Annotated in this window: 16 protein-coding genes; 12 read left to right on the top strand and 4 right to left on the bottom strand. The window is 59.1% G+C overall.

Annotated elements, in window-relative coordinates; genetic code table 11:
- Positions 1-1,254, bottom strand: coding sequence for a multidrug efflux RND transporter periplasmic adaptor subunit MexE (gene mexE, locus ACQKP4_RS04445; protein ID WP_427630782.1), 1,254 nt, complete (start codon positions 1,252-1,254; stop codon positions 1-3).
- A 308-nt stretch (positions 1,255-1,562) separates the two neighbouring features.
- A complete protein-coding gene (locus tag ACQKP4_RS04440) occupies positions 1,563-2,480 on the bottom strand; it encodes a LysR family transcriptional regulator (RefSeq protein ID WP_427630780.1) in 918 nt (305 codons plus the stop codon).
- A gap of 268 nt (positions 2,481-2,748) precedes the next feature.
- Here ACQKP4_RS04440 and ACQKP4_RS04435 point away from each other — a divergent pair, with 268 nt between their 5' ends.
- The 4 genes from ACQKP4_RS04435 (at position 2,749) to pgm (ending at position 9,014) form a co-directional block, all read left to right on the top strand.
- A complete protein-coding gene (locus ACQKP4_RS04435) occupies positions 2,749-3,771 on the top strand; it encodes a zinc-dependent alcohol dehydrogenase family protein (RefSeq protein WP_427630778.1) in 1,023 nt (340 codons plus the stop codon).
- 565 nt (positions 3,772-4,336) lie between these two features.
- Positions 4,337-5,788 (top strand): hypothetical protein, encoded by a 1,452-nt coding sequence (locus ACQKP4_RS04430; protein ID WP_427630776.1) that lies wholly within the window; start codon positions 4,337-4,339, stop codon positions 5,786-5,788.
- 67 nt (positions 5,789-5,855) lie between these two features.
- Entirely contained in the window at positions 5,856-7,256 is a 1,401-nt protein-coding gene (locus tag ACQKP4_RS04425) for a PLP-dependent aminotransferase family protein (RefSeq protein ID WP_427630774.1), read from the top strand.
- 111 nt (positions 7,257-7,367) lie between these two features.
- The gene (gene pgm, locus ACQKP4_RS04420; protein ID WP_427630772.1) at positions 7,368-9,014 is read left to right on the top strand and encodes a phosphoglucomutase (alpha-D-glucose-1,6-bisphosphate-dependent); all 1,647 of its coding nucleotides are present in this window, start codon (positions 7,368-7,370) and stop codon (positions 9,012-9,014) included.
- 86 nt (positions 9,015-9,100) lie between these two features.
- Here the strand turns inward: pgm and ACQKP4_RS04415 are convergent, their stop codons facing one another.
- Complete coding sequence (locus ACQKP4_RS04415; protein ID WP_427630770.1) at positions 9,101-9,796, bottom strand: pirin family protein; 696 nt, start codon at positions 9,794-9,796, stop codon at positions 9,101-9,103.
- Between the two features lie 238 nt (positions 9,797-10,034).
- Between ACQKP4_RS04415 and ACQKP4_RS04410 the strand changes: the two genes are divergently transcribed.
- The gene (locus ACQKP4_RS04410; RefSeq protein ID WP_427630768.1) at positions 10,035-12,503 is read left to right on the top strand and encodes a UvrD-helicase domain-containing protein; all 2,469 of its coding nucleotides are present in this window, start codon (positions 10,035-10,037) and stop codon (positions 12,501-12,503) included.
- Between the two features lie 57 nt (positions 12,504-12,560).
- On the opposite strand, the gene ACQKP4_RS04405 is transcribed toward ACQKP4_RS04410, so the two are convergent.
- The gene (locus tag ACQKP4_RS04405) at positions 12,561-12,836 is read right to left on the bottom strand and encodes a DUF1652 domain-containing protein (RefSeq protein WP_427630766.1); all 276 of its coding nucleotides are present in this window, start codon (positions 12,834-12,836) and stop codon (positions 12,561-12,563) included.
- A 261-nt stretch (positions 12,837-13,097) separates the two neighbouring features.
- Here ACQKP4_RS04405 and ACQKP4_RS04400 point away from each other — a divergent pair, with 261 nt between their 5' ends.
- The 7 genes from ACQKP4_RS04400 to ACQKP4_RS04370 all read left to right on the top strand — a co-directional run bounded on the left by ACQKP4_RS04400 (position 13,098) and on the right by ACQKP4_RS04370 (position 22,504).
- Positions 13,098-13,913, top strand: coding sequence for a helix-turn-helix domain-containing protein (locus ACQKP4_RS04400; RefSeq protein WP_427630764.1), 816 nt, complete (start codon positions 13,098-13,100; stop codon positions 13,911-13,913).
- 51 nt (positions 13,914-13,964) lie between these two features.
- Positions 13,965-15,371, top strand: a complete 1,407-nt coding sequence (locus tag ACQKP4_RS04395; protein WP_427630762.1) for an NAD(P)/FAD-dependent oxidoreductase — start codon at positions 13,965-13,967, stop codon at positions 15,369-15,371.
- Between the two features lie 458 nt (positions 15,372-15,829).
- Positions 15,830-17,287, top strand: a complete 1,458-nt coding sequence (locus ACQKP4_RS04390; RefSeq protein ID WP_427630760.1) for a serralysin family metalloprotease — start codon at positions 15,830-15,832, stop codon at positions 17,285-17,287.
- A 97-nt stretch (positions 17,288-17,384) separates the two neighbouring features.
- Positions 17,385-17,807, top strand: a complete 423-nt coding sequence (locus ACQKP4_RS04385; protein ID WP_427630759.1) for an AprI/Inh family metalloprotease inhibitor — start codon at positions 17,385-17,387, stop codon at positions 17,805-17,807.
- Between the two features lie 208 nt (positions 17,808-18,015).
- On the top strand, positions 18,016-19,791 hold the full coding sequence (locus ACQKP4_RS04380; protein ID WP_427630757.1) for a type I secretion system permease/ATPase: 1,776 nt from the start codon (positions 18,016-18,018) through the stop codon (positions 19,789-19,791).
- Positions 19,788-21,137 (top strand): HlyD family type I secretion periplasmic adaptor subunit, encoded by a 1,350-nt coding sequence (locus ACQKP4_RS04375; protein ID WP_427630755.1) that lies wholly within the window; start codon positions 19,788-19,790, stop codon positions 21,135-21,137. Before ACQKP4_RS04380 ends, ACQKP4_RS04375 begins: the two co-directional genes overlap by 4 nt.
- Before the next feature lie 2 nt (positions 21,138-21,139).
- Positions 21,140-22,504, top strand: coding sequence for a TolC family outer membrane protein (locus tag ACQKP4_RS04370; RefSeq protein WP_427630753.1), 1,365 nt, complete (start codon positions 21,140-21,142; stop codon positions 22,502-22,504).
- The last annotated feature ends 32 nt before the right edge of the window (positions 22,505-22,536 follow it).

Raw genomic sequence — 22,536 nt, 5'->3', positions numbered from 1 at the left:
TTAACCGCGTGGAGTCGCGGCAGCCAATTTCACAACCGAACCCGGCGCGACCTTGGCAGGTGCGACTTGGGGCAGGTTGCTGGCTTCCAGCGCTTGTCGTTGTTGTGCGAGAGCTGCGAGGGTCTCTTTGCTGGCCATCGGAATCACCTCTGGGGTGACCGGCGAACCAGGGCGAACCCGTTGCAGCCCCTTGACGATGACGGTGTCATCTTTGTTCAGGCCGCTGCGCACGATGCGCAAACCTTCGATCTTCGGACCCAGCTCTACCGCGCGGTAGGCCGTTTTGTTGTCGGCATCCATCACCAGCACGAACTTCTTGCCCAGATCGGTACCGACGGCTTCGTCGTTGATCAGCACGGCGGAGTAGGTGCCGCTGCCGACCAGTTTCAGGCGGGCATACAAGCCGGGGGTGTACTGGCCGTCCGCGTTGTCGAAAACCGCACGACCACGGATGGTGCCGGTTTTCGGATTGACCTGGTTGTCGACGAAGTTCATCACGCCCTGGTGCGGGTTGCCGTCTTCGTTGGACAGACCGAGGTAAACCGGGGTAGTGGCGCCGCGCTTGCCCTGGCGAGCGAGCTGGGTGTATTTGAGGAACACACGCTCGTCAGCGTCGAAGTAGGCGTAAACCTTGTCGGTGGACACGACGCTGGTCAGCGCCGTGGTGTCGGCAGTCACCAGGTTGCCAGCAGTGATCTCGGCACGGCTGACCCGGCCGCTGATGGGCGCGGTCACACGGGTAAAGCTCAGGTTGAGTTTCGCCAGGTCCAGTTGCGCCTGAATGGCACCGACGGCGGCGCGGGCTTCTTGGGATGCGCTGGTGCGCGAATCGGCGAGTTCAGCGGAGATCGCGTTGCTGGTGCGCAGACGTTCACCGCGTTGGGCTTCGTTTTCACTGCGGGTGGCATTGGCGCGACCTTGAGCAACTAGCGCTTCGAGGCGGCGGACCTCGGCCTGGAACGGACGCGGGTCGATCTGGAACAGCAAGTCACCTTTCTTGACTAGCGCGCCTTCGGTGAACGCGACTTCATCAATCTGGCCGGACACCCGTGGACGGATCTCGACGGTTTCTGGCGCTTCGAGGCGACCGGTGAATTCATCCCACTCGTTGACCGGTTGTTCCAGCACCTTGGCCACGCTGACTTTTGCCGCGGGCATCGTTGCTGCGGTCTCAGGAGCCTTGCCGCAAGCGCTCATCACCAGAACGGCCAACAGGGCCAACGGGAAGCGCAAATGTTTGAGTGAATGTTCCATGGATGCATCCGCCAATGTATTGAGAATGGACGGATGATGAGCGGCAGGGGGGTATCGCACGAATCGAATGAGGCAAAGGTAACTATCATTCGGAATGATATAAGCTCCGAGCGAGCCCTCTAGCATAGGGCTTTAGTTAGGGGGCTATCAAACGTATCGATGACAATTCAATGTTGCGCAGAATGCAAAGGTTGGTGCTGAAATCGAGTCGCCGCCTTCGCGAGCAGGCTCGTTCCCACAGTGGGCCAAGTCACCCTGTGGGAGTGAGCCTGCTCGCGAAGAGACAATGAGCCTGAAAAAAATCAGGATCAAGCCAAACTGTCCGGATCCCCAAAGAACATCTGAATCCGCGACCGCAACCAGCGCTCCCCCGGATCATTGTCTTGCGACCCGCGCCAGGCCATGTGCAATTCAAAGCTGCGCACCGGCAACGGCGGATCTTCAGCCCGCACACCGCCAGCGGCGGTCAAGGCTTCGGCGGTGTAATCAGGCACGGTGGCGACGATATCCGTTCCGCTGATCAGCGTACTCAAACCGTTGAACTGCGGCACCGCGAGCACCACATGGCGCTTGCGCCCGAGCTTTTCCAGTTCCTCATCTATAAAGCCGCTGAGGTCGCCGGCAAACGACACCAGCGCATGGGGTCGGTCGCAGAAGTCGTCCAGGCTCAAGGGGCCGGGCACCGAATCGGCACGCAACAACTTCGGCGAACTGCGGCGCAACACCTTGCGCTTGGCGTTGGCCGGCAGGTCGGCGGTGTAGCTGACACCGATAGAAATCTCCCCCGAGGCCAGCAAGCTCGGCATCAGGATGTAGTTGGCCCGACGCACCACCAGCACGATCCCCGGTGATTCGGCGCGCAGGCGCTTGAGCAGCATCGGCAACAACGCGAACTCGACATCGTCCGACAGACCAATGCGGAATACCGCCGTGCTGGTCGCCGGGTCGAATTCCGCCGCACGGCTGACCGCCGTGGAAATCGAGTCCAGTGCCGGGGAGAGCAGGGCGAAGATTTCCACCGCCCGGGCGGAAGGCTCCATGCTGCGGCCGGTGCGCACAAACAACGGATCATCGAACAACCCGCGCAGGCGTGAGAGCGCCGCACTGATGGCCGGCTGGCCCAGGAACAATTTTTCCGCAGCGCGGGTCACACTGCGTTCGTGCATCAATGTTTCGAAAACGATCAACAGGTTCAGGTCGACACGACGCAGGTCATTACGATTCATCTGGAGTCCTGGCAGAGTCATCAAGCTTGACGAGAGCGGCCATATGAGAACAATGGCCGGCATGAATATTACGGGGAAAGGCTGCTACTCTGCACCGAGTAATTCAGTTTTCCTGAAAAGGCTGCTGCGGTTATCACGACATTTGCGAATGTCTCCGTCGCTGCGGAATCAATGACAGGCATGTCGACTATTAATAGCCACTGATAGTCTTGGGTAGAAAGCCCGGATAGAGTTCATGGCATTAGAGGTTACTTTGACGAGGTTTGCGATGTCCCGCACGATCCGTTTTCACAAGTTTGGTCCTGCCGAGGTGCTCAAATGCGAAGAGCATGCGGCGTCTCTGCCTGCTCCAGGCGAAGTGCAGGTGCGTGTCGAGGCAATCGGCATCAGCTGGTACGACATTCTCTGGCGCCAGAACCTGGCGTCGTCGCAAGCCCGTCTGCCTTCAGGCCTTGGCCATGAAATGTCCGGTGTAGTGACGGCAGTCGGTGACGGTGTCGATGACCTGGCAGTGGGGGACAAAGTCGCCAGCTTCCCGGCTGAAAGCCCGAACGACTACCCGGTCTATGGCGAGCAGATTGTTTTGCCACGCTCGGCACTGACCCGCTATCCAGACGTGCTTACTCCGGTCGAAGCCGCGGTGCATTACACGCCGCTGCTGATTGCGTACTTCGCCTATGTCGATCTGGCGCGGGTCAAACCCGGGCAGTTTGCCTTGGTGACCGACGCCAGCCACTGTGCCGGTCCGTCCTTTGTTCAGTTGGGCAAGGCGTTGGGCATCCGGGTCATCGCTGCGACCAAAACCGCGGAAGAACGCGAATACCTGCTGTCCCTCGGCGCCGAGAAAGTCATCGTCACCGAAGAACAGGACCTGCTGATGCAGATCAACAAGATCACCGACAACCGCGGTGTCGATGTGGTGTTCGATGGTCTTGGCGGTCCGCAGATGTCGTTGCTTGGCGACGTGCTTGCCCCGCGTGGCAGCCTGGTGTTGTACGGCCTGCAAGGCGGCAACCAGACCCCATTCCCGGCGTGCGCAGCGTTCCAGAAGAATATTCAGTTCTTTGTGCACTGCATCGGCAACTTTACCGGCAAACCGGAACTGGGCATTGCACAGGATCAGGTCGCCGTGCAACGTGCCTTGCGTGACATCAACCAGCTGACCGCCGACCGCGTGCTGCTGCCGCTCAAGACTCGGGTCTTCCCGTTTTCCGAGTTCGTTGAAGCACACCGCTACATGGACGAATGCCCATGTCGCGAACGGGTCGCCCTTCAGGTCGAACCGGTGTAATCACCGCGTTAACAAAAAGTCCGTGCCCGCACGGACTTTTTGCATTTTCCCGCCAAAATACGAGAAGCTCATCGACCTGTCGGTGGGGCCGTTCAGCAACTGAACTGGTTTTTGCTCTTAATCTGTATCTTCTAATCATCATGTAAGCGCTGATAATTGAATGATTACTTTCATCTCAAGGAATGAGCCATGGCTGAATATCGGCTAGCTGTTTTTCAATCCCCACCGACAATACAAACTCGACAAATAGTTCACTATCGACTCGCCACTGAGCAAGTGCTGGCGACTTCTTTCTTTATTTCTCGTGCTACTTGTCTGTGGGACGCTGTCGGACATTTCCTAGGACGCAAATCTATACCCCAAGAGGCCTGTCCTGTGCGGCTTTGCGGCGGTTACCCTATGGCAGGTGGTCGGAGCGCCTTGATCATTTCAAATAATTACAAAAACACTAAGTGTTAGCATTTGATATCGAAACTGCGACACACCATTCATGACGCGCACTCCGTTGCGCAGTGCATCTAAATGTCTGCATGACATCGAACTTATGAATAACAGGTAAGCCATGATGACCAATACTCACGACCAGGCAATGAATTATGTTTATCAGCAAGTACTGCAACGATTGCTGAGTTTCTTTTCACGCGCCGAACGCACGGCGTTGCAGCTGATGATTCAACGGCTGGTGGTGGCCGCCGGTGGGATAGAGCGTATCGGCGAATTCAAGGTGCTGACGACCCAGTCGGGCTCCCGGGATGGTTGCTACACCTTGGCGCTGCTGCGAGCCGCGCAGCTCAGTATTGCGGGGCGGTCGCCTGCGACATTTCAGTTGCGCGTGGCGACGTTACGTCTCAATGCCACCGATTCGACAGCCCTGGACAACATCCACCGCAGTTGCAGTGCGCTGTTTCTCTACGATGATCCCCGGGTCGAAGTGTTGATGGTCGATAACCGCGAGGTCCTGCCCTTTAACCACCTGGCCGCTGTTTCCGATGCCGGACGCGAGTCAAACCGGCTCAATCTGCTGATGGTGGGGCACCGGCGTAACCTGAACGGTCCGATCGACCTGTGGGACGACGGGTACTTGGCCACCGGCGAGTTCTACGGCCAGATCGCCCGATGGGACGGTGGCGTCGATGCGTTGATCAGCAGCGATACCCCCCGTCAGCAGCGGCTGTTTCTGGAAGGGCTGAACCGCGCGGCGGCAAAGGCCGGGCTCAAACCCGCAGATCACGCGGAAATGGGCTATGAACAGCTGTTTACGCGCCTCGATGGGCTGGGCGGTGATTATTACAGGGAGTTTTACCCTGAACAGACCCAGCCGCAGTGGCGTCCAGCCGGACGTTTCGAGGCATGCCGACGCACAACCTTCATCGATATTCACGACTTGCTGGTCAGTAATCTGGAAGAGCGCTGGCCACTGCTCACCGATTTTCTCAGGATTCAACCTGACGAACTGGCGTTACAGCTCAGCGACAACGATTTCACCAGCCCCTTGATATCCGCGCACCTTCGCGGGCTCCAGGCCTGCTTCATTCATGATCGTACGTATGAAATCGGCGTCGTCGAGTTCTTGCAACAGACCTTGGTGAAGTTGCGTCGCCGCAAACTTTCCGAGCGCGTGTGCGAGCAAGCGATCGAGCTGTTTGGCAACCCGCTGGACCTGCCGGACCATCGCACACTGGCGTCAGCCGAAGCACAGAAGACCCTGGGCTTGAGCGAGGCGCAACTGGTGTGCCTGCTCTTCGCGCCGTTTGGCGACAACGGTGCATCGCTTGAGCATTTTTTACGCCAGTGCCATCCCGGGATGCTGGTGGCACTACCCGATCTGCATCGGGCAATGCAGGGCAAATCGGCGCCAGAGCAGGTGCTGCAATGGATGGTCGACGTCAGCGGTTTGCCGGTCGGCCTGATTGGCAGGCTTTACCGCATGAGCCCGGTGATCGACCCGCAAGACCCTGTAAAAGCAGACATGGCAGTGGATGAGGCCGTGATCAGCGAATGGTCAACGGGACGTTGACAGTGCCTGGCGCAGCAGCGTCCCTGACTCGCGACGGTACTGCGCGCGCGGTAACGGGTCATTGCGGATGAAAGGGCCGCGGGATACCGATTTTGCTTATCAGGCGGTCTATCGCTACCTGACTCATCTCATCAACGAGCCGGTCAGCGATACGCGAGTGCGCCTTCCTTCCTTGCGGCAATTGGCGGATCGCCTGAGCGTGTCGATCTCGACCATTCAGTACGCGTATTCGTTGCTGGAAAAGGAAGGGCGGGTCTACTCGGTCGCCAAGTCGGGGTATTACGCGCTGCCGGTGTCGTCGATCACGCCGTTCAGCAGCGGTCATGACCTGCTCGAGACGGTGTACGTCAATGCCAGGCGTCCGGGCGTGCTGGTCTTGAGCGCCGATGAACCTGCATTGTTGCAGCCGCTGGACAGTCCGTTGCTGCTGCTTGAACGGGAGCTGTTGCGCCAGTACCCGCGCCAGCCGCAACCGCCGTCGCAACCCTGCGGCGAGCTGGAACTGCGGACAGCCCTGGCGGCGCGCTACACCATCTCTCCCGCGCGGTGCTGGCATGCCGATGATGTCTACATCGGCGCCGACCTGCGTGGTGTGCTGGAAATCCTGATCGCGGTGCTGTGCCTCAAGGACGCCACGGTCCTGGTCGAGTCTCCCTGCGACTGGACAATTCTGCGTCAGTTGCAGGACGCCGAGGTGCAGGTCATCGAGTTGCCCTTGCAAGCCAATGGCAGCCTGGATATCGACTACCTGAAAGAGTTGCTCGAAACCCAGCCCGTGCGTCTGGTCATGCTTTCCTCCGGCTTCAACATGCCGCGCGGCAGTGTCGCCAGTCACAGCAACCGGCAATTGGCTGCGCGGTTACTGGAACGTCATGGCAGTTGGGTATTGGAAAACGATTGTTATGGCGAACTTGAGTTTGAGCCTCAAGGCCAGCGCTTTCGTGATTTGCTGGACCCGGATCGGCTGATCGTGTTTTCCACTTTCGAAAAAGTCATCGGGCCCGAGGCGCCGTATGGCTATTTACTTTCCCGTCAGCTGCATGCGGAGTTGCAACGGTACTTTTTATTGCGTTCGTTTCGCTTGTCGCCGATTAGACAGAAAGCCATTGCCCGCTTGTACAGCAACGGCCGCATCGATCAGCACCTGATGGTGTTGCGGCGCCTGCTCAAGGAGCGCAAGGCGCAGATGACACAGTTGCTGTCGGAGCGCCTGGCGGATGCCTTGCAGTTCGTCGAACCTCAGGGGGGCGCGACAATCTGGGCTCGATCGCTGCGTCGGGTGGATGTGCGTCGTGTGTTTCAGCGCATGTTGAAGCAACACGTGGTGATCGCGCCGGGGGAGTTGTTCAGTTTGCAGGGATTGCACGCGCAACATTTGCGCTTGAGCCATACGTTTGGCGGTGAACACGATCTTGGCGCAGCCATCGGCCTGCTGGGGGATGCGTTGAGGCTGGAATCGATCGAGTGAGCCGGGTGTGAAACATCCTCGAAGCCCCGTGGATCGATCCCATCGCGTTGCGGTCAAACTGCCAGTAAACTGCGCTCCTACTCCTGAACCACTCTATTCCAGAGGTTTTGCATGACAATCAGTCCTTTTGCGGGCAAACCGGCACCGGCAGAACTGTTGGTCGACATCCCGCGACTGGTCACGGCCTATTACACCGGCCGGCCTGATGCGTCGGTGTCGACTCAGCGCGTGGCGTTCGGCACCTCCGGGCACCGCGGCAGCTCGTTCGACCTGAGCTTCAACGAATGGCACGTTCTGGCGATCAGCCAGGCGATTTGCCTGTATCGCGAAGCGCAAGGTATCGACGGCCCATTGTTTGTCGGGATCGACACCCACGCGTTGTCCACCCCGGCCGGCGCCAGCGCACTGGAAGTCCTGGCCGCGAACGGCGTCAACGTGATGATCGCCGAGAATGACGAGTACACACCGACGCCTGCTATTTCCCATGCAATTCTCTGCTACAACCGCGGCCGCACTTCGGGCCTGGCAGACGGCATCGTCATTACGCCTTCGCACAACCCGCCGCAAAGTGGTGGCTACAAATACAACCCAACCAATGGCGGTCCGGCCGATACACACATCACCAAGTGGATCGAAGCCAAGGCCAACGAACTGCTGGCGGCCAAGCTCGCGGGCGTCAAGCGCATCAGTTACGAGCAAGCGCTGAAGGCCGACACGACTCATCGCCACGACTACCTCAACACTTACGTGGCGGACCTGATCAACGTGATCGATTTCGACGCGATCCGCGACGCCAAACTGCATCTGGGTGTCGATCCGCTGGGCGGGGCCGGAGTGCGCTACTGGTCGGCGATTGCCGAGCATTACCGGCTGGACCTGGAAGTGGTCAACAAACAGGTCGATTCGACCTTCCGTTTCATGACAGTCGACTGGGACGGGCAGATCCGCATGGACCCGTCGTCGAGTCATGCGATGCAAGGCCTGATCGGGCTGAAAGAGCGCTTCGACGTCGCGTTTGCCTGCGACCCTGATCACGACCGCCACGGCATCGTGACGCCGTCCGGTGGTCTGCTGGCCCCGAACAGCTACCTCGCGGTGACGATTGATTACCTGTTTCAGAACCGTCCGCAGTGGCGCGCCGACGCTGCCGTGGGCAAAACCGTGGTCAGCAGTGGCTTGATCGATCGCGTGGCCAAGCGTTTGGGCCGTCGCCTGTACGAAGTGCCAGTCGGTTTCAAATGGTTCGCCGACGGTCTGTTCGACGGTTCTCTGGGTTTCGGCGGCGAAGAAAGCGCTGGCGCCTCGTTCCTGCGCAAGGACGGCGGCGTCTGGAGCACCGACAAGGACGGTTTGATACCCGCCTTGTTGGCGGCGGAAATGACCGCGCGTACGGGGCGCGATCCAAGCCAGGCTTATCGCGCTTTGACCGACGAACTCGGCGAGCCATTCTCGGTTCGGGTGGACGCCAAGGCCAACCCTGAGCAGAAAGCCCTGCTGAGCAAGTTGTCGCCCGATCAAGTCACCTCGACGCAACTGGCGGGCGAAAAGATTCAGAGCATCCTCAGCCATGCGCCGGGCAACGACCAGGCCATTGGCGGATTGAAGGTGATGACCGAGAACGGCTGGTTCGCGGCGCGCCCGTCGGGCACCGAAGACATCTACAAAATCTACGCCGAAAGCTTCGTGAGTGAAGATCACCTCAAGCAATTGGTGGCTGAAGCCCAGACGCTGGTGGATGGCGCAATCGCTGCGAAGTGATTGGGCGGCTACTGATCAGTTGGGTATTGGAATGAAAAAGGGGCGACCATCACGGTCGCCCCTTTTTTTGTCTGCTGGTTAGCGCATCAAGCCAGATCTACCAGGACGATTTCACTGTCCTCGACGGCGGTCACTCGCAGCACCTGCTCATTGGCAACCGCAACGCCGTCTCGAGCTTGTGCACGCAAGCCATTGACTTCAATGACACCCGTGGCTGGCACGAGGTAGGCACGGCGTCCGTTATCCAGACGATATTCCGCACTTTCCCCGGCTTTCAAATTGGCCGCCACCAAACGGGCATCGGCACGAATGCGCAGGCTTTGATCGTCGCCAGCCTTGCCGCTCGCGAGCGTCACGAAGCCTTCGCGCTGGCCTTTTGGAAACGGCTTGGCGCCCCAGGAAGGTGCCGAGCCGACTTCGTTCGGGATGATCCAGATCTGAAAGATCTTGGTCTCGGCCGACTCCAGGTTGTACTCGCTGTGCGCAATCCCGGTGCCAGCGCTCATGACCTGAACGTCACCGGCCTCGGTGCGGCCTCGGTTGCCAAGGTTGTCTTCGTGAGTAATCGCGCCTTCCCGGACATAAGTGATGATTTCCATGTCCCGGTGCGGGTGTTTCGGGAAACCGGTGCCGGCGGCAATGATGTCGTCGTTCCACACGCGCAAGTTGCCCCAATTCATGCGTTTCGGATCGTGGTACTCGGCGAACGAAAAGTGGTGATGAGCATCCAACCAGCCGTGATGGGCGCCGCCCAGGGAGTTGAAGGGTCTGAGTTCGAGCATGATCGTCTCCTGAAAAGGGTGGTTGATGGCGGGCATCATCTATCAGGCACAGATCGATAAAAAGCGTAAAAACTGCCTCATTACCATCGAATAATTTGATATCTGACAGCCTCGAAACATTCTCATGCAGCCTTCACTTCATCGCATAAGCCAATGACCTGTAAGCATTTCACTAGAACTCAAGTGCAAATACAGACACCATGGCGCCCAACAGCCTCACACCCTGGAGTCAGTCCGCGTGCCGCAACACACCTCCGATCTTCCTCCTGAACTGCGCCCCTTGGCCGAGATGCCATTGCTCAAGCGCCTTGCCGCCCGGTTCTTTGGCCATGGCCTGACCAAACTGCGCGCCCAACACCGTGCGTCATGGTTGCACGGCCAGTCCGATGGCTTTCGCAGCGGTCACACCGCGGGCGTGGATTACGGCTTCAGAGAAGGCAAGCTTGAAGGGCTGGAAGAAGGCCGGCAGGTGTTGTTGATCCGTGATTCCCGCTCGACCGAGCATCGGCCGCCCAACATCGATGACAACCTGTTCGACGACTGGCGACTGCCCTTGAGCGCCGAAGTGAAAAAGCGAATGAAGGCTGATGTCACTCGGTTACTGCCCGCTCACGGCCAGCCGAGCACGGCCCAATGGAAGATGATCTTCAGCGACACACCCTCGACTTCGGTGATCGCCGGAGCGGGCGCAGGCAAGTCGACCACGCTGGTGCTGCGCATCCTGCTGCTGACTCACTATTTGGGGTTCGAACTCGATTCGATGACCGTCGTCACGTTCACCCGCGAGTCGCGCAAAGACTTCATTAATAAACTGATCGAATTGTTTGGCCTGTGGGGCCGGGCCCTGAGCTTCAAGGACGCCCGTGACTTGGTGCGCACCTTCCACTCTCGAATTCTGCCGATGGTGCGCAGCTTGCCGGGGTTTGAGCGGCTACAGGCGTTCGAAAACCTTGGCAACCGCCCGCACAACGGCGATGACGACGTTGACAGCAACCCGTTTGACCTGCGCATCAATGATGCCCAGCGCCAACAATTGAACACCTGCTATCACAGCCTGTTTACTCGCGATGAACGTTTCCGCGAGCTGATCAAGCCGTTGTCCCGCCATGCCCTGCAACTCAAGGAGCTGGAGCGCGATCACCCCGACGTACAGAAACGCATGGCCGTCACCGAACTGGCCGCCAAGCGCGATGAAGAACTGTGCGACGCCGTCGAAGACCTGTGGTTTCGTGCCGGCGCGTGGCCGATCAAGGGCATTGAGCCGAATCGCCAGCGGTTCGACATCAATGGTTCGACCTTTCATTGTCACGGGTACATCCCGACGCTGGACGCGTGGGTCGTGTTGGGGTTTGACCCACGCGAGAATCCGCAGCTCAGTCGCCCGAAGGCCAAGCTGAGCGTCAGGGCAGAGTGGGCCGTAAAGCGCACCCTGTTTCAAGCTTTCTGCCGCAAGCCTTTGATATGGATCGATAGTTACGAATCATCAAAGCGCGTTTTGGCTTCGCTGGCCGGTGATGCCAGCGCTGGGCCGGGGTTCGATTACAAGGTTAAAGGTGAGCTGGGTTCGGCGCCGCTGCTGGACGGTTTCGTCGCTGCCGCCGGGTTCATCGAGAACCTGGGCCTGGATGTGCCTGGCGCGGTAGGCCAGATGAGTTTTGCGAAAGATGACCCGGACCGGTTTTTTTTCGAGGCGTTGAGCCTGTTCTGGCGCGCCCTGGAGGACCACCTGCTGGATCAGAAACCGCCGGTGATGACGTACAACCGGATGTTTGCGCTGTTCAGCGAGCATTCGCCGGAAAACCTCAAATTGCTGAGCGATGAGCTGTTGCGACCGATGTCGCACCTGATGATCGATGAATTTCAGGACGTATCGCCACAGATCGTCTCGTGGATTCGCGCCAGCCTGACCGAGATCCGTAGCCGCGGCCCGGCGATGCACGTGGGGCGCTGGGCGCAGCGTTCGTCATTGCTCTGCGTGGGCGATGATTGGCAGTCGATTTACGGCTGGCGCGGCAGTTCACCGACGTACTTCATGGAATTCAGCAAGGAATTCCCATCGCCAGGCACCACCAAAGTCATGCTCAGTGACAACTACCGCAGCCATCAACACATCATCGACGCGGCCGAACACATCGTGCGAGCGGCTCCGGCGATTGCCGGCAAAAAGGCCAAGGCCAGTGGTGAGCCAAAGCCATTGTTGCCGGTCAACGTGCTGGATCGTGACGATCAGGCCATGGCGCAGCGCCTGATCGAACATTACCGGCAGGGCGATTCGATCTTGATGCTTTATCGAAAAAGCAGCGATAAGTCATTGATTGAGCAACATATACAGTCTGTAGTTAATGTTGATTCGAGCTTGCCGTACGAGGCGCGACGCATAAAGCAGCTGACCTACCACAGTGCCAAAGGCCTGCAAGCGGACGCGGTGTTCCTGTTGGGCGATTGCCAGCATCTGACCAGTTCGCCGTACAAGAACCAGGTCTATCGCATGGCGGGATTGGGCAAGCCCGGCGACAAGGAAGCCTACGACAGCGCGCAAAAAGACGAAGTCCTGCGGCTGGCTTACGTCGGCATCACTCGGGCAGTGAGTCATTGCTACTGGTATGTCGAAAGCCAGGACACCCAGGCGGCGAACATGCCCAAGGCGTCAGACCGGATCGGTAAGGGCAAGGCGTTCTTCGCCGATCACCGGCAGGGCATCAAGTAAAAGTCGCGCTCACAAAAAAGCCCACATCACGTGGGCTTTTGGCTGGGGGGTATACGTTCAGGCATAACTCTTGAGGGTCGCCGATGGAATGAACGCTTCAAGTTCATCTTCGACCGCTTCGATGATTCGCTCAACGTCTGCGGCATTCATCACGGTAGCGCAAGGAATACCCGCAATGGCGATCATGGTCTCGCCACTCTCGCGGTCAAACAGACGGGCAATCATGCTGCCCGGCGCGTCCATGCTCGCCTCGAATCCCATGGGATGAAAATGCCAGCGCATCAGCTGGCAGGCGTTTGGAAATGTAACCTTGCTGAACGAACCTTTATTCATGTGTTGCCCGCCTTCTTCATCGAGCGCTTCCTTTAGCTCATGTTAGGAGGGAAGAGCCTTCAATGGCTCAACCGGTGACTGCGTTAAAAGTAGCATCCGGATGTGAAAACCATGTGATTTTTTTCAGTCCGTTTGGCGATTGCTTGCGATTCTTTGATATGGATCACACGCCAGTGTTGAGTCGATTCGCGGGTGGTCGGCCTGGCCATTGAACCGCTGACCGAACTTCGGCAAGCTCCAGCTATTTCGCCGAGACCCTATATGCACGCCGACGATGATGGGCCGTCGCAAACCCAGGCCACGGGCGAGACGGTCATGCGCTATCACTTGTGCTGGAAACACCGGGATCTGCAGGGCGTCATGGCGCTGTATCACCCGGACATTCAGTACCACGATTTTTTCCAGAACCGCGTGATGGGCCTCGACGAATTGCCCGAGTACGTGCGCGACAGCATGCCGCGCAACCCCGACGAAGCGCTGGAGCATTCGGATCGTATTCGCCTGGACGGTAACACCGCGTTCATTCAGTACCAGATGACGTTGCGTGGCGGCGAAGGGCTGGTGTCATTCCGCTCCAGCGAGGCGATCACCGTGCGCGACGGCTTGATCTGGCGGGTCAACGAATACGCCTCACTGGTGCGCGAGCAACCGCAAAGCAGCACCGCAGCGAATTCACGCCCGGCCGTCAGCCGATTGGGGCTTTCGCCTCGTCAGTTGGGCTTCATGGCCGAAGACCTGCAGCAATACTTCCAGCGCCAGCAACCTTATCTGGACCCGGCACTCGACCTGCAACAGGTGGCGCAGGAGTGCGGCTACAGCCGTAACCAGATCTCCTATCTGCTGAATCAGGTGCTTGGCCAAAGCTTCTACCGCTACGTCAACCAAGCGCGCTTGCAGCATTTGCTCGCCGCGCTGGATAGCGCAACCCAGCCAGTGCGGGTCGATGAACTGGCATTTGCCGCCGGTTTCAATTCGCTGTCGGCGTTCTACAGTTGCTTCCGTCGGCACACCGGCCTGTCGCCCAAGGCCTACCTCAAACACATTTCTTTGCGTGCACGCGCGCAAGACAGCCTCTGAGCCCAGGCATTAGGATCGACGCCATCGAAAGTTTGATGGGCGGAGTCTCGAATGGCGGCGTGGAGCAAGATCAGTTTATGGATGGACCAGCTCGACGAGCCGTTGCTGGCGCGTGCGGCGCTGGAACAGGACCGGGATGTCGACGTGGTGATAGTCGGCGCCGGATACACCGGGCTCTGGACCGCGTATTACCTCAAGCGCCTGGCGCCGGGGCTGGACATCGCCATCATCGAAGCGCAAACCGCCGGTTTCGGCGCGTCGGGACGCAATGGCGGCTGGCTGATGGGCAATTTGCTGGGCGAAGACCGCCTATTGGCGAACTTGTCAGCCGATCAACGCCGAGCTTCGTTCGATCTGCTGCACGGAATTCCCGATGAAGTCGAGATCGTCATCGAACGCGAAGGGATTGACTGTGATTTTCGTAAAGGCGGGGCGCTATATTGCGCCGCGCGTTATCCCGAGCAGGAGGTGAGCCTGCGGCACTATCTGGACACGCTCTACCGCCAAGGCCTGACCGAAAGCGATTATCGCTGGCTCAGCCCCGAGCAACTGGCGCAACAGATCAGAGTGGCGAAGCCTTATGGCGGTATCTATGCACCGCACGTGGCGACCATTCACCCGGCAAAGTTGGTTCGGGGGTTGGCCAAAACGGTGGAGCGCATGGGCGTCAAGATTTATGAGAACAGTCCGGTCACTCATTGGCAGTCGGGCAGGGTGCGTACTGCGCAGGCGACCGTTCGCGGCCGTTGGGTGGTGCCGGCGGTAGAAGGTTACGCGGTCACGCTGCCGCCGCTGGGCCGTTATCAGTTGCCGGTGCAAAGCTTGATAGTGGCGACCGAACCGTTGTCCGCGGCGACTTGGGACGAAATCGGCCTGAGTCGCGGACAAGCCTTCAGTGAGAGCAGCCGCCAAGTCACTTACGGTCAACGTACCGCGGACAATCGCCTGATATTCGGCGCGCGCGGCGGCTACCAGTTCGCCGGCCGGTTACGCCATGACTTCGACCTGACCACCAGCGAGGTGGAACTGCGGCGTTATCTGTTCGGCGAACTGTTCCCGCAACTCAAGAACGTGCAGATCACCCACGCCTGGGGCGGCAATCTCGGCATGTCGCGGCGTTTCAAACCGCACATGCTCTGTGATCGCGCCAGCGGCATCGCCTTGTCTGGCGGTTATGGCGGGGAGGGCGTCGGTGCCAGCAATCTGGGAGGCAGGACGCTGGCTGATCTGATTCTCGAGCGCGATACCGAGCTGGTTCGTCAGCCGTGGGTCATGCCGCAGGGCGGCCTCGACACGCTAAAGGCGTGGGAGCCGGAACCGTGCCGCTGGCTCGGTTACAACGCGATCATCCGCAGCTTCGTCCACGAAGACCAGACCCTGGCCAACCCGGCCACTTCGCCGTGGCGCCGCAAACTGGCCAGCGGCGTGGCGGGTTTCATGGAAGGTTTCATGCAATAAACGGCGGGCTTCATCTATCTGTTGCCAGGCAACAGGCTGGGTATCGCAAGCGCTACATTTGATTTTTGATCTGCACAGGACGCGCCGATGGCGACACTAACATTTCATTGATACGCGATAGACATTGATATCAATCCACTGGCACTCATATTAATAAGTTCGAAAAAGTGAGACGTCTTCGACAAAAAATAACGCACCGCTATTTAATATTTAAATATCCAATCGTCAGACAATTTGCACAAACACCCCTGCAATAAAACAATATTTCGACCGCACAGGCATTGTTTTCGGGAGTTCGCCAGAACAACTCAAATTGACGTCAAAAAAAATGTAGACGTCTGATTTCGAATTGTGTCAGTTTTCTTTCGCCTTCATTTGGGCGAGTGATAGGACGATCTCGCCAGAGATTGTCGCTATCTGACAAAAACTGTTCCATTGCTGAACAAGGAAGTGTGTTTATGTCGAAAGTTGAAAACAACGCTATTGATCTTGCCGGACAGGCCTTTGCATCCTCGCACGCACTGGCTGCTGCCAGTTCTGCGTATAACCAGATCGATAGCTTCAGCCATCAATATGACCGCGGCGGCAATCTCACGGTCAATGGCAAACCCTCCTATTCCGTCGACCAGGCAGCCACCCAATTGCTGCGCGACGGGGCTGCCTACCAGGACAAGGACGGCAGCGGCAAAATCGAACTGACCTACACGTTCCTGACCTCGGCGTCGTCGAGCACCATGAACAAGCACGGGATCACCGGGTTCAGTCAGTTCAGCACTCAGCAGAAAACCCAGGCCGTGCTCGCCATGCAATCCTGGGCAGACGTCGCCAATGTCACCTTCACCGAGAAGGCCACTGGTGGCGACGGTCACATGACCTTCGGCAACTACAGCGGCGGCCAGGACGGCGCGGCAGCGTTCGCCTACCTGCCGGGCACCGGCGCGGGTTATGACGGGACCTCCTGGTACCTGACCAACAGCAGCTACACGCCGAACAAGACGCCGGACCTGAACAATTACGGCCGTCAGACCCTGACTCACGAAATCGGTCACACCCTCGGCCTGGCTCACCCCGGCGACTACAACGCCGGCGAAGGCGCGCCGTCCTACAACGACGCCACCTACGGGCAAGACACCCGCGGTTACAGCGTCATGAGCTACTGGAGCGAAAGCAACACCAACCAGAACTTCAGCAAGGGCGGCGTCGAAGCCTATTCGTCCGGCCCGTTGATGGACGACATTGCCGCGATCCAGAAGCTCTACGGCGCCAACACCACCACCCGCACCGGTGACACCACCTACGGCTTCAACTCCAACGCCGGCCGCGATTTCCTCAGCGCGTCTTCGTCGTCGGACAAGGTCGTGTTCTCGGTATGGGACGCGGGCGGCAAGGACACCCTGGACTTCTCCGGCTTCACTCAGAACCAGAAGATCAACCTCAATGAGGCCTCGTTCTCCGACGTTGGCGGCATGGTGGGCAACGTGTCCATCGCCAAGGGCGTCACCGTCGAAAACGCAATCGGTGGTTCGGGCAACGATCTGCTGATTGGCAACGGCGTCTCGAACGAACTGAAGGGCGGTGCCGGCAACGACATCCTCTTCGGCGCGGGCGGAGCGGACAAATTGTGGGGCGGCGCCGGTTCAGACACGTTTGTGTTTACGGCCAGCAACGATTCCAAAGCGGGCGCGGTCGATCAGATCCTCGACTTTGTCAGTGGTCTGGACAAGATCGACCTGACCGGCATCACCAAAGGCGCAGGCCTGCATTTCGTGAGCGCATTCACGGGTGCGGCCGGCGACGCAGTGTTGACCTCTTCGGGCGGTAACAGCCTGTTGTCGGTGGACTTCTCCGGGCACGGCGTGGCTGATTTCCTGGTCAGCACCGTTGGCCAGGCGGCGTTCTCGGACATCGCGGCCTGATTCAAGGCAAGAAAGGAGTGCGGCGCCTTGTGCGCCGTGCTCTGTCCTTGCTTCCCGACTCGCCGGGAGTAAGCTGCACGCCGGAGTACAACGTCCTATGATCCGTAACGCTTTTACCTACAAAAAAACCGCATGGCTGTTGGCGACGCTGATGTTGGTTCTTGGAGATACAGCCATGGCAAGCAGCCTGAAATTAGCCGACCCCTCGCAATTGGCCGGGAAATGGCAAGCGACCCTGGTCGCCAGTCAAGACACGCTCGAGTCTCAAGCGCTGCAAGACAAGCCCTCGAACGTTTGCATGGTCGAGTTGCAAGCGAACCAGACCCTGGGCGCAGGCGCCGAGTGTCTCGGTAGCTGGTTGGAAGAACCCGCCATTGGCTGGTTTACCGAGCCTGACGGTATTGCCATTACCGGCAAAGAAGGCTCAAGAATCCTGTTCTTCAGCCGACAGCATGAGGGGCTTTACAAAAGCACTTTGAAATCGGGCGGGCTGATAACACTCCAGCGCAGTACGCAATAAGCCAATGTAGCCAATCGAAATCAATTGATGAATATAAAGCCCGACAGTGCGAGCAATAAACGCCTGGTAAAAATTGAACGTGAATAGCACATGGAAGTTGTTATTGATTTGTAAGCGGCGTCGGGTAACGACTAGTTTGACCCGTGGGCGGACAGTAATTGAAATCTCGCCATAACAGGGCGGGGAAATAATATCTCGGGAATTATCAATGAAGATGGCGAAGGCTCCAGCCACCGCACCCCTGTTCAAGGCATTGGGCGATTACAAGAGCATCCTGATCAGTGTCGGTTGTTTCACTGCGTTAATTAACGTGTTGATGCTGGTGCCGTCGATTTATATGCTCCAGGTCTATGACCGCGTGCTGTCTTCGCAAAATGAAACCACCTTGACCATGTTGTCGTTGATGGTGATCGGTTTCTTCTTATTTATCGGTTTGCTGGAAACGGTGCGCAGTTTCATCGTCATCCGCATCGGCAGCCAACTGGAGCGCCGCTTCAATCTGCGGGTCTATCAAGCTGCGTTCGAGCGCAACCTGTTCAAGGGCGAGGGTAATGCCGGGCAATCGCTGGGTGATCTGACGCATATTCGCCAGTTCGTCACCGGCCCGGCGCTGTTTGCCTTCTTCGATGCGCCATGGTTTCCGGTGTATCTGTTTGTGATTTACCTGTTCAACGTCTGGCTCGGTGTGTTTGCGACCGTGGGCGCGGTGCTGTTGATTGCCTTGGCGTTCCTCAACGAGGCCATGACCAAAAAGCCCCTGGGCGAAGCCGCCGGGTTTTCCCAGAAGTCCAGCCAACTGGCAACCAGCCACTTGCAAAACGCCGAGACCATTCAGGCGATGGGCATGCTCGGGGCGTTGCGCAAACGCTGGTTTCAGGTGCATTCGCGTTTTCTTGGCTTGCAGAATCAGGCCAGTGACACGGGCGCAGTGATTAGCTCCCTGAGCAAAACCTTGCGCCTGTGCCTGCAATCGCTGGTGCTGGGCTTGGGCGCGCTGCTGGTGATCAAGGGCGAGATGACGGCCGGGATGATGATCGCCGGTTCGATCCTGATGGGCCGCGTCCTCAGCCCCATCGATCAGCTGATCGCGGTGTGGAAACAGTGGAGCGGCGCCAAACTCGCTTACCGCCGCCTCGATGCGTTGCTGCAAGCCTTCCCGCCAAGTGACGAGGCCATGGCGTTGCCGGCCCCGATAGGCCAGATCAGCTTCGAACAAGTCAGCGCAGCGCCTCCGGGGCAACGGGCGGCGACCTTGCACATGGTCAACTTCAGCCTCGGTGCAGGTGAAGTGATGGGCGTGCTGGGCGCGTCCGGCTCCGGCAAATCGACGCTGGCCCGGGTGCTGGTCGGTGTGTGGCCGGCCCTTGGCGGCACGGTGCGACTGGACGGCGCGGACATTCATCGCTGGAACCGTGATGACCTCGGCCCGCACATCGGTTATCTGCCGCAAGACATCGAATTGTTCAGCGGCAGCATTGCCGAAAACATCGCTCGTTTCAGCGAAGCCAACCCGCAGAAAGTCGTCGAAGCCGCGCAGCAGGCCGGCGTTCATGACTTGATTTTGCGCATGCCGCAAGGTTACGACACCGTGCTCGGCGAGGACGGCAGCGGCTTGTCCGGCGGTCAGAAGCAGCGCGTTGCACTGGCCCGCGCGCTGTACGGCAACCCGCGTCTGGTGGTGCTGGATGAGCCCAATTCCAACCTCGATACGGTCGGTGAAGCCGCACTGGCCAGCGCTATCGCGCAGATGAAAGCTCAAGGCACCAGCGTGATTCTGGTCACCCATCGCTCCTCGGCGCTGGCCCAGGCCGACAAGTTGCTGGTGCTCAACGAAGGGCGTTTGCAAGCATTCGGCCCGAGTCAGGAAGTGCTCAAGGCACTGTCTGGCGCGCAAGAACAGCAGCGGGACAAGGCCGCGCAGACACCGGGCGGGCTCAGCATGAGCCGACAGTATCCGCCCACGACAAGGAATTCGGGTGTATGAGCAGCGCACGCATGAACACTGAAAACGAAGCCACGATGGAACACGATTACATCGCCCAACGCCCGGAACGCGACGCGGGTTATTTCGCGCGAATGGGCTGGATTCTGGCCCTTGTCGGCGCCGGCAGTTTTTTCACCTGGGCCAGCCTCGCGCCGCTCGATCAAGGTATTCCCGTTCAAGGCACCGTCGTGGTGTCGGGCAAGCGCAAAGCCGTGCAGTCCATGAGCAATGGCGTGGTCAGCCGGATTCTGGTGCGCGAAGGCGAGGTGGTGAAGCAAGGGCAGCCACTGTTCCAGCTCGACCGCACGCAAGTCGCCGCCGATGTGCAATCGACGCAGGCGCAATACCGCATGGCCTGGGCCAGCCTGGCGCGGTGGCAGGCCGAGCGGGATAACCTCAAGCAGGTGAATTTCCCGGCTGCATTGAGCAACGATCCCGACCCGCGTCTGGCGCTGGTGCTCGAAGGTCAGCGGCAATTGTTCAGCAGCCGCCGCGAAGCCTTTTCCCGCGAGCAGGCAGCGTTGCGCGCCAACATCGAAGGCGCCAGCGCGCAACTGGCGGGCATGCGCCGCGCCCGTACCGACCTGACGGCGCAGGCCAGCTCCCTGCAACAGCAATTGAGCAACCTGCAACCGCTCGCGGACAACGGCTACATCCCGCGCAACCGCTTGATGGAATACCAGCGCCAACTGTCGCAAGTGCAACAGCAACTGGCGGAAAACACCGGTGAAAGCGGTCGCGTGGAGCAGGGCATCCTTGAATCGCGACTGAAACTGCAACAGCACAACGAGGAATACCAGAAGGAAGTCCGCACGCAACTGGCCGACGCCCAACTCAAAAGCGTCACCCTGGAGGAGCAACTGACGTCCGCCGGTTTTGACTTGCAGCACAGCGAAATCATCGCCACCGCCGACGGCATCGCGGTCAACCTCGGGGTTCACACGGAAGGCGCGGTGGTGCGCCAAGGCGAAACCCTGCTGGAAATCGTGCCGCAGGGCACGCGACTGGAAGTGGAAGGTCACTTGCCGATCAACCTGATCGACAAGGTCGGCACGCACTTGCCGGTCGACATCCTGTTTACCGCGTTCAACCAGAGCCGCACCCCCCGCGTGTCCGGCGAAGTGAGCCTGATCTCCGCCGACCAGATGGTCGACGAGAAAACCGGCGCACCGTATTACGTGCTGCGCAGCAGCGTCAGCGATCAGGCCATGGAAAAACTCAACGGCCTGGTGATCAAGCCCGGCATGCCCGCGGAAATGTTCGTGCGCACGGGTGAGCGTTCACTCCTCAACTACCTGTTTAAACCACTGCTCGACCGGGCAGGCTCCGCGTTGACTGAGGAATAAGGATGTTCGGCTGTATGAATAAGCTTTCCATGCTCGCCGCCACCCTCGCGTTGCTGACATGCAACAGCGTGATGGCGATGGGGCCGTTCGATGTCTATGAGCAAGCGTTGCGCAATGACCCGGTGTTCCTCGGCGCCATCAAGGAGCGCGATGCCGGCCTGGAGAACCGCGTTATCGGCCGCGCCGGGTTGCTGCCCAAGCTGGGTTACAACTACAACAAGGGACGCAACACTTCCAAGGTCACCTACCTCAATGAGCGTGGGCAAAACCAGAGTGATGAGCGCAATTACAGCAGTTACGGCTCGACCTTGACCCTGCAACAACCCTTGATCGATTACGAAGCCTATGCGGCGTACCGCAAAGGCGTGGCGCAGTCGTTGTTTGCCGACGAAGCCTTTCGCGGCAAGAGTCAGGAACTGCTGGTTCGCGTGCTGGAAAACTACACCAAGGCGCTGTTCGCTCAAGACCAGATCGACATTGCGCAGGCCAAGAAGAAAGCTTTTGAGCAGCAATTCCAGCAGAACGAGCACATGTTTCGCCAGGGCGAGGGCACGCGCACCGATATCCTCGAGGCCGAATCGCGCTACGAGCTGGCGACCGCCGAGGAGATCGAGGCGCGCAACGAGCAAGACGCGGCATTGCGTGAGCTGGGGGCGCTGATTGGCGTGGCGACCATCGACATCGCGGACCTGGCGCCACTGGACCAGAACTTCCAGACCTTCAGCCTGCAACCGGCGAACTACGACACCTGGCATGAGATGGCCGTGGCCAACAACCCGAACCTCGCGTCCCAACGCCAGGCGGTAGAGGTGGCGCGCTATGAAGTGGAACGCAACCGCGCCGGCCACTTGCCCAAAGTCAGCGCCTACGCGTCGGTGCGGCAGAACGAATCGGAAAGCGGCAACACCTACAACCAGCGTTACGACACCAACACCATCGGCATCGAAGTCAATGTGCCGCTGTACGCCGGTGGCGGGGTTTCGGCCTCGACCCGTCAGGCCAGCCGCACCATGGAACAGGCAGAGTACGAACTGGACGGCAAAACCCGGGAAACCCTGATCCAGTTGCGTCGCCAGTTCAGTGCGTGCCTGTCGGGTGTGAACAAATTGCGCGCCTACCAGAAAGCCTTGACCTCGGCCGAGGCCCTGGTGGTGTCGACCAAGCAGAGCATTCTGGGCGGCGAGCGGGTCAACCTCGATGCGCTGAACGCCGAACAACAGCTCTACACCACGCGCCGGGATCTGGCCCAGACGCGCTACGACTATTTGATGGCCTGGACCAAATTGCATTACTACGCCGGGACTTTGAGCGAGCAGGATCTGGCCAAGGTCGACGAAGCGTTCGGTCAGGGCCCGAGGACCCAATAACCGCCCCAAAAAAAGACCGCAGGGTGCGGCAG

The organism is Pseudomonas sp. NPDC086278 (assembly GCF_050280905.1).
GTDB lineage: Bacteria > Pseudomonadota > Gammaproteobacteria > Pseudomonadales > Pseudomonadaceae > Aquipseudomonas.
The sequence above is the reverse complement of the archived record's forward strand: the minus strand, read 5'-3'. Positions and strand labels throughout refer to the sequence as shown.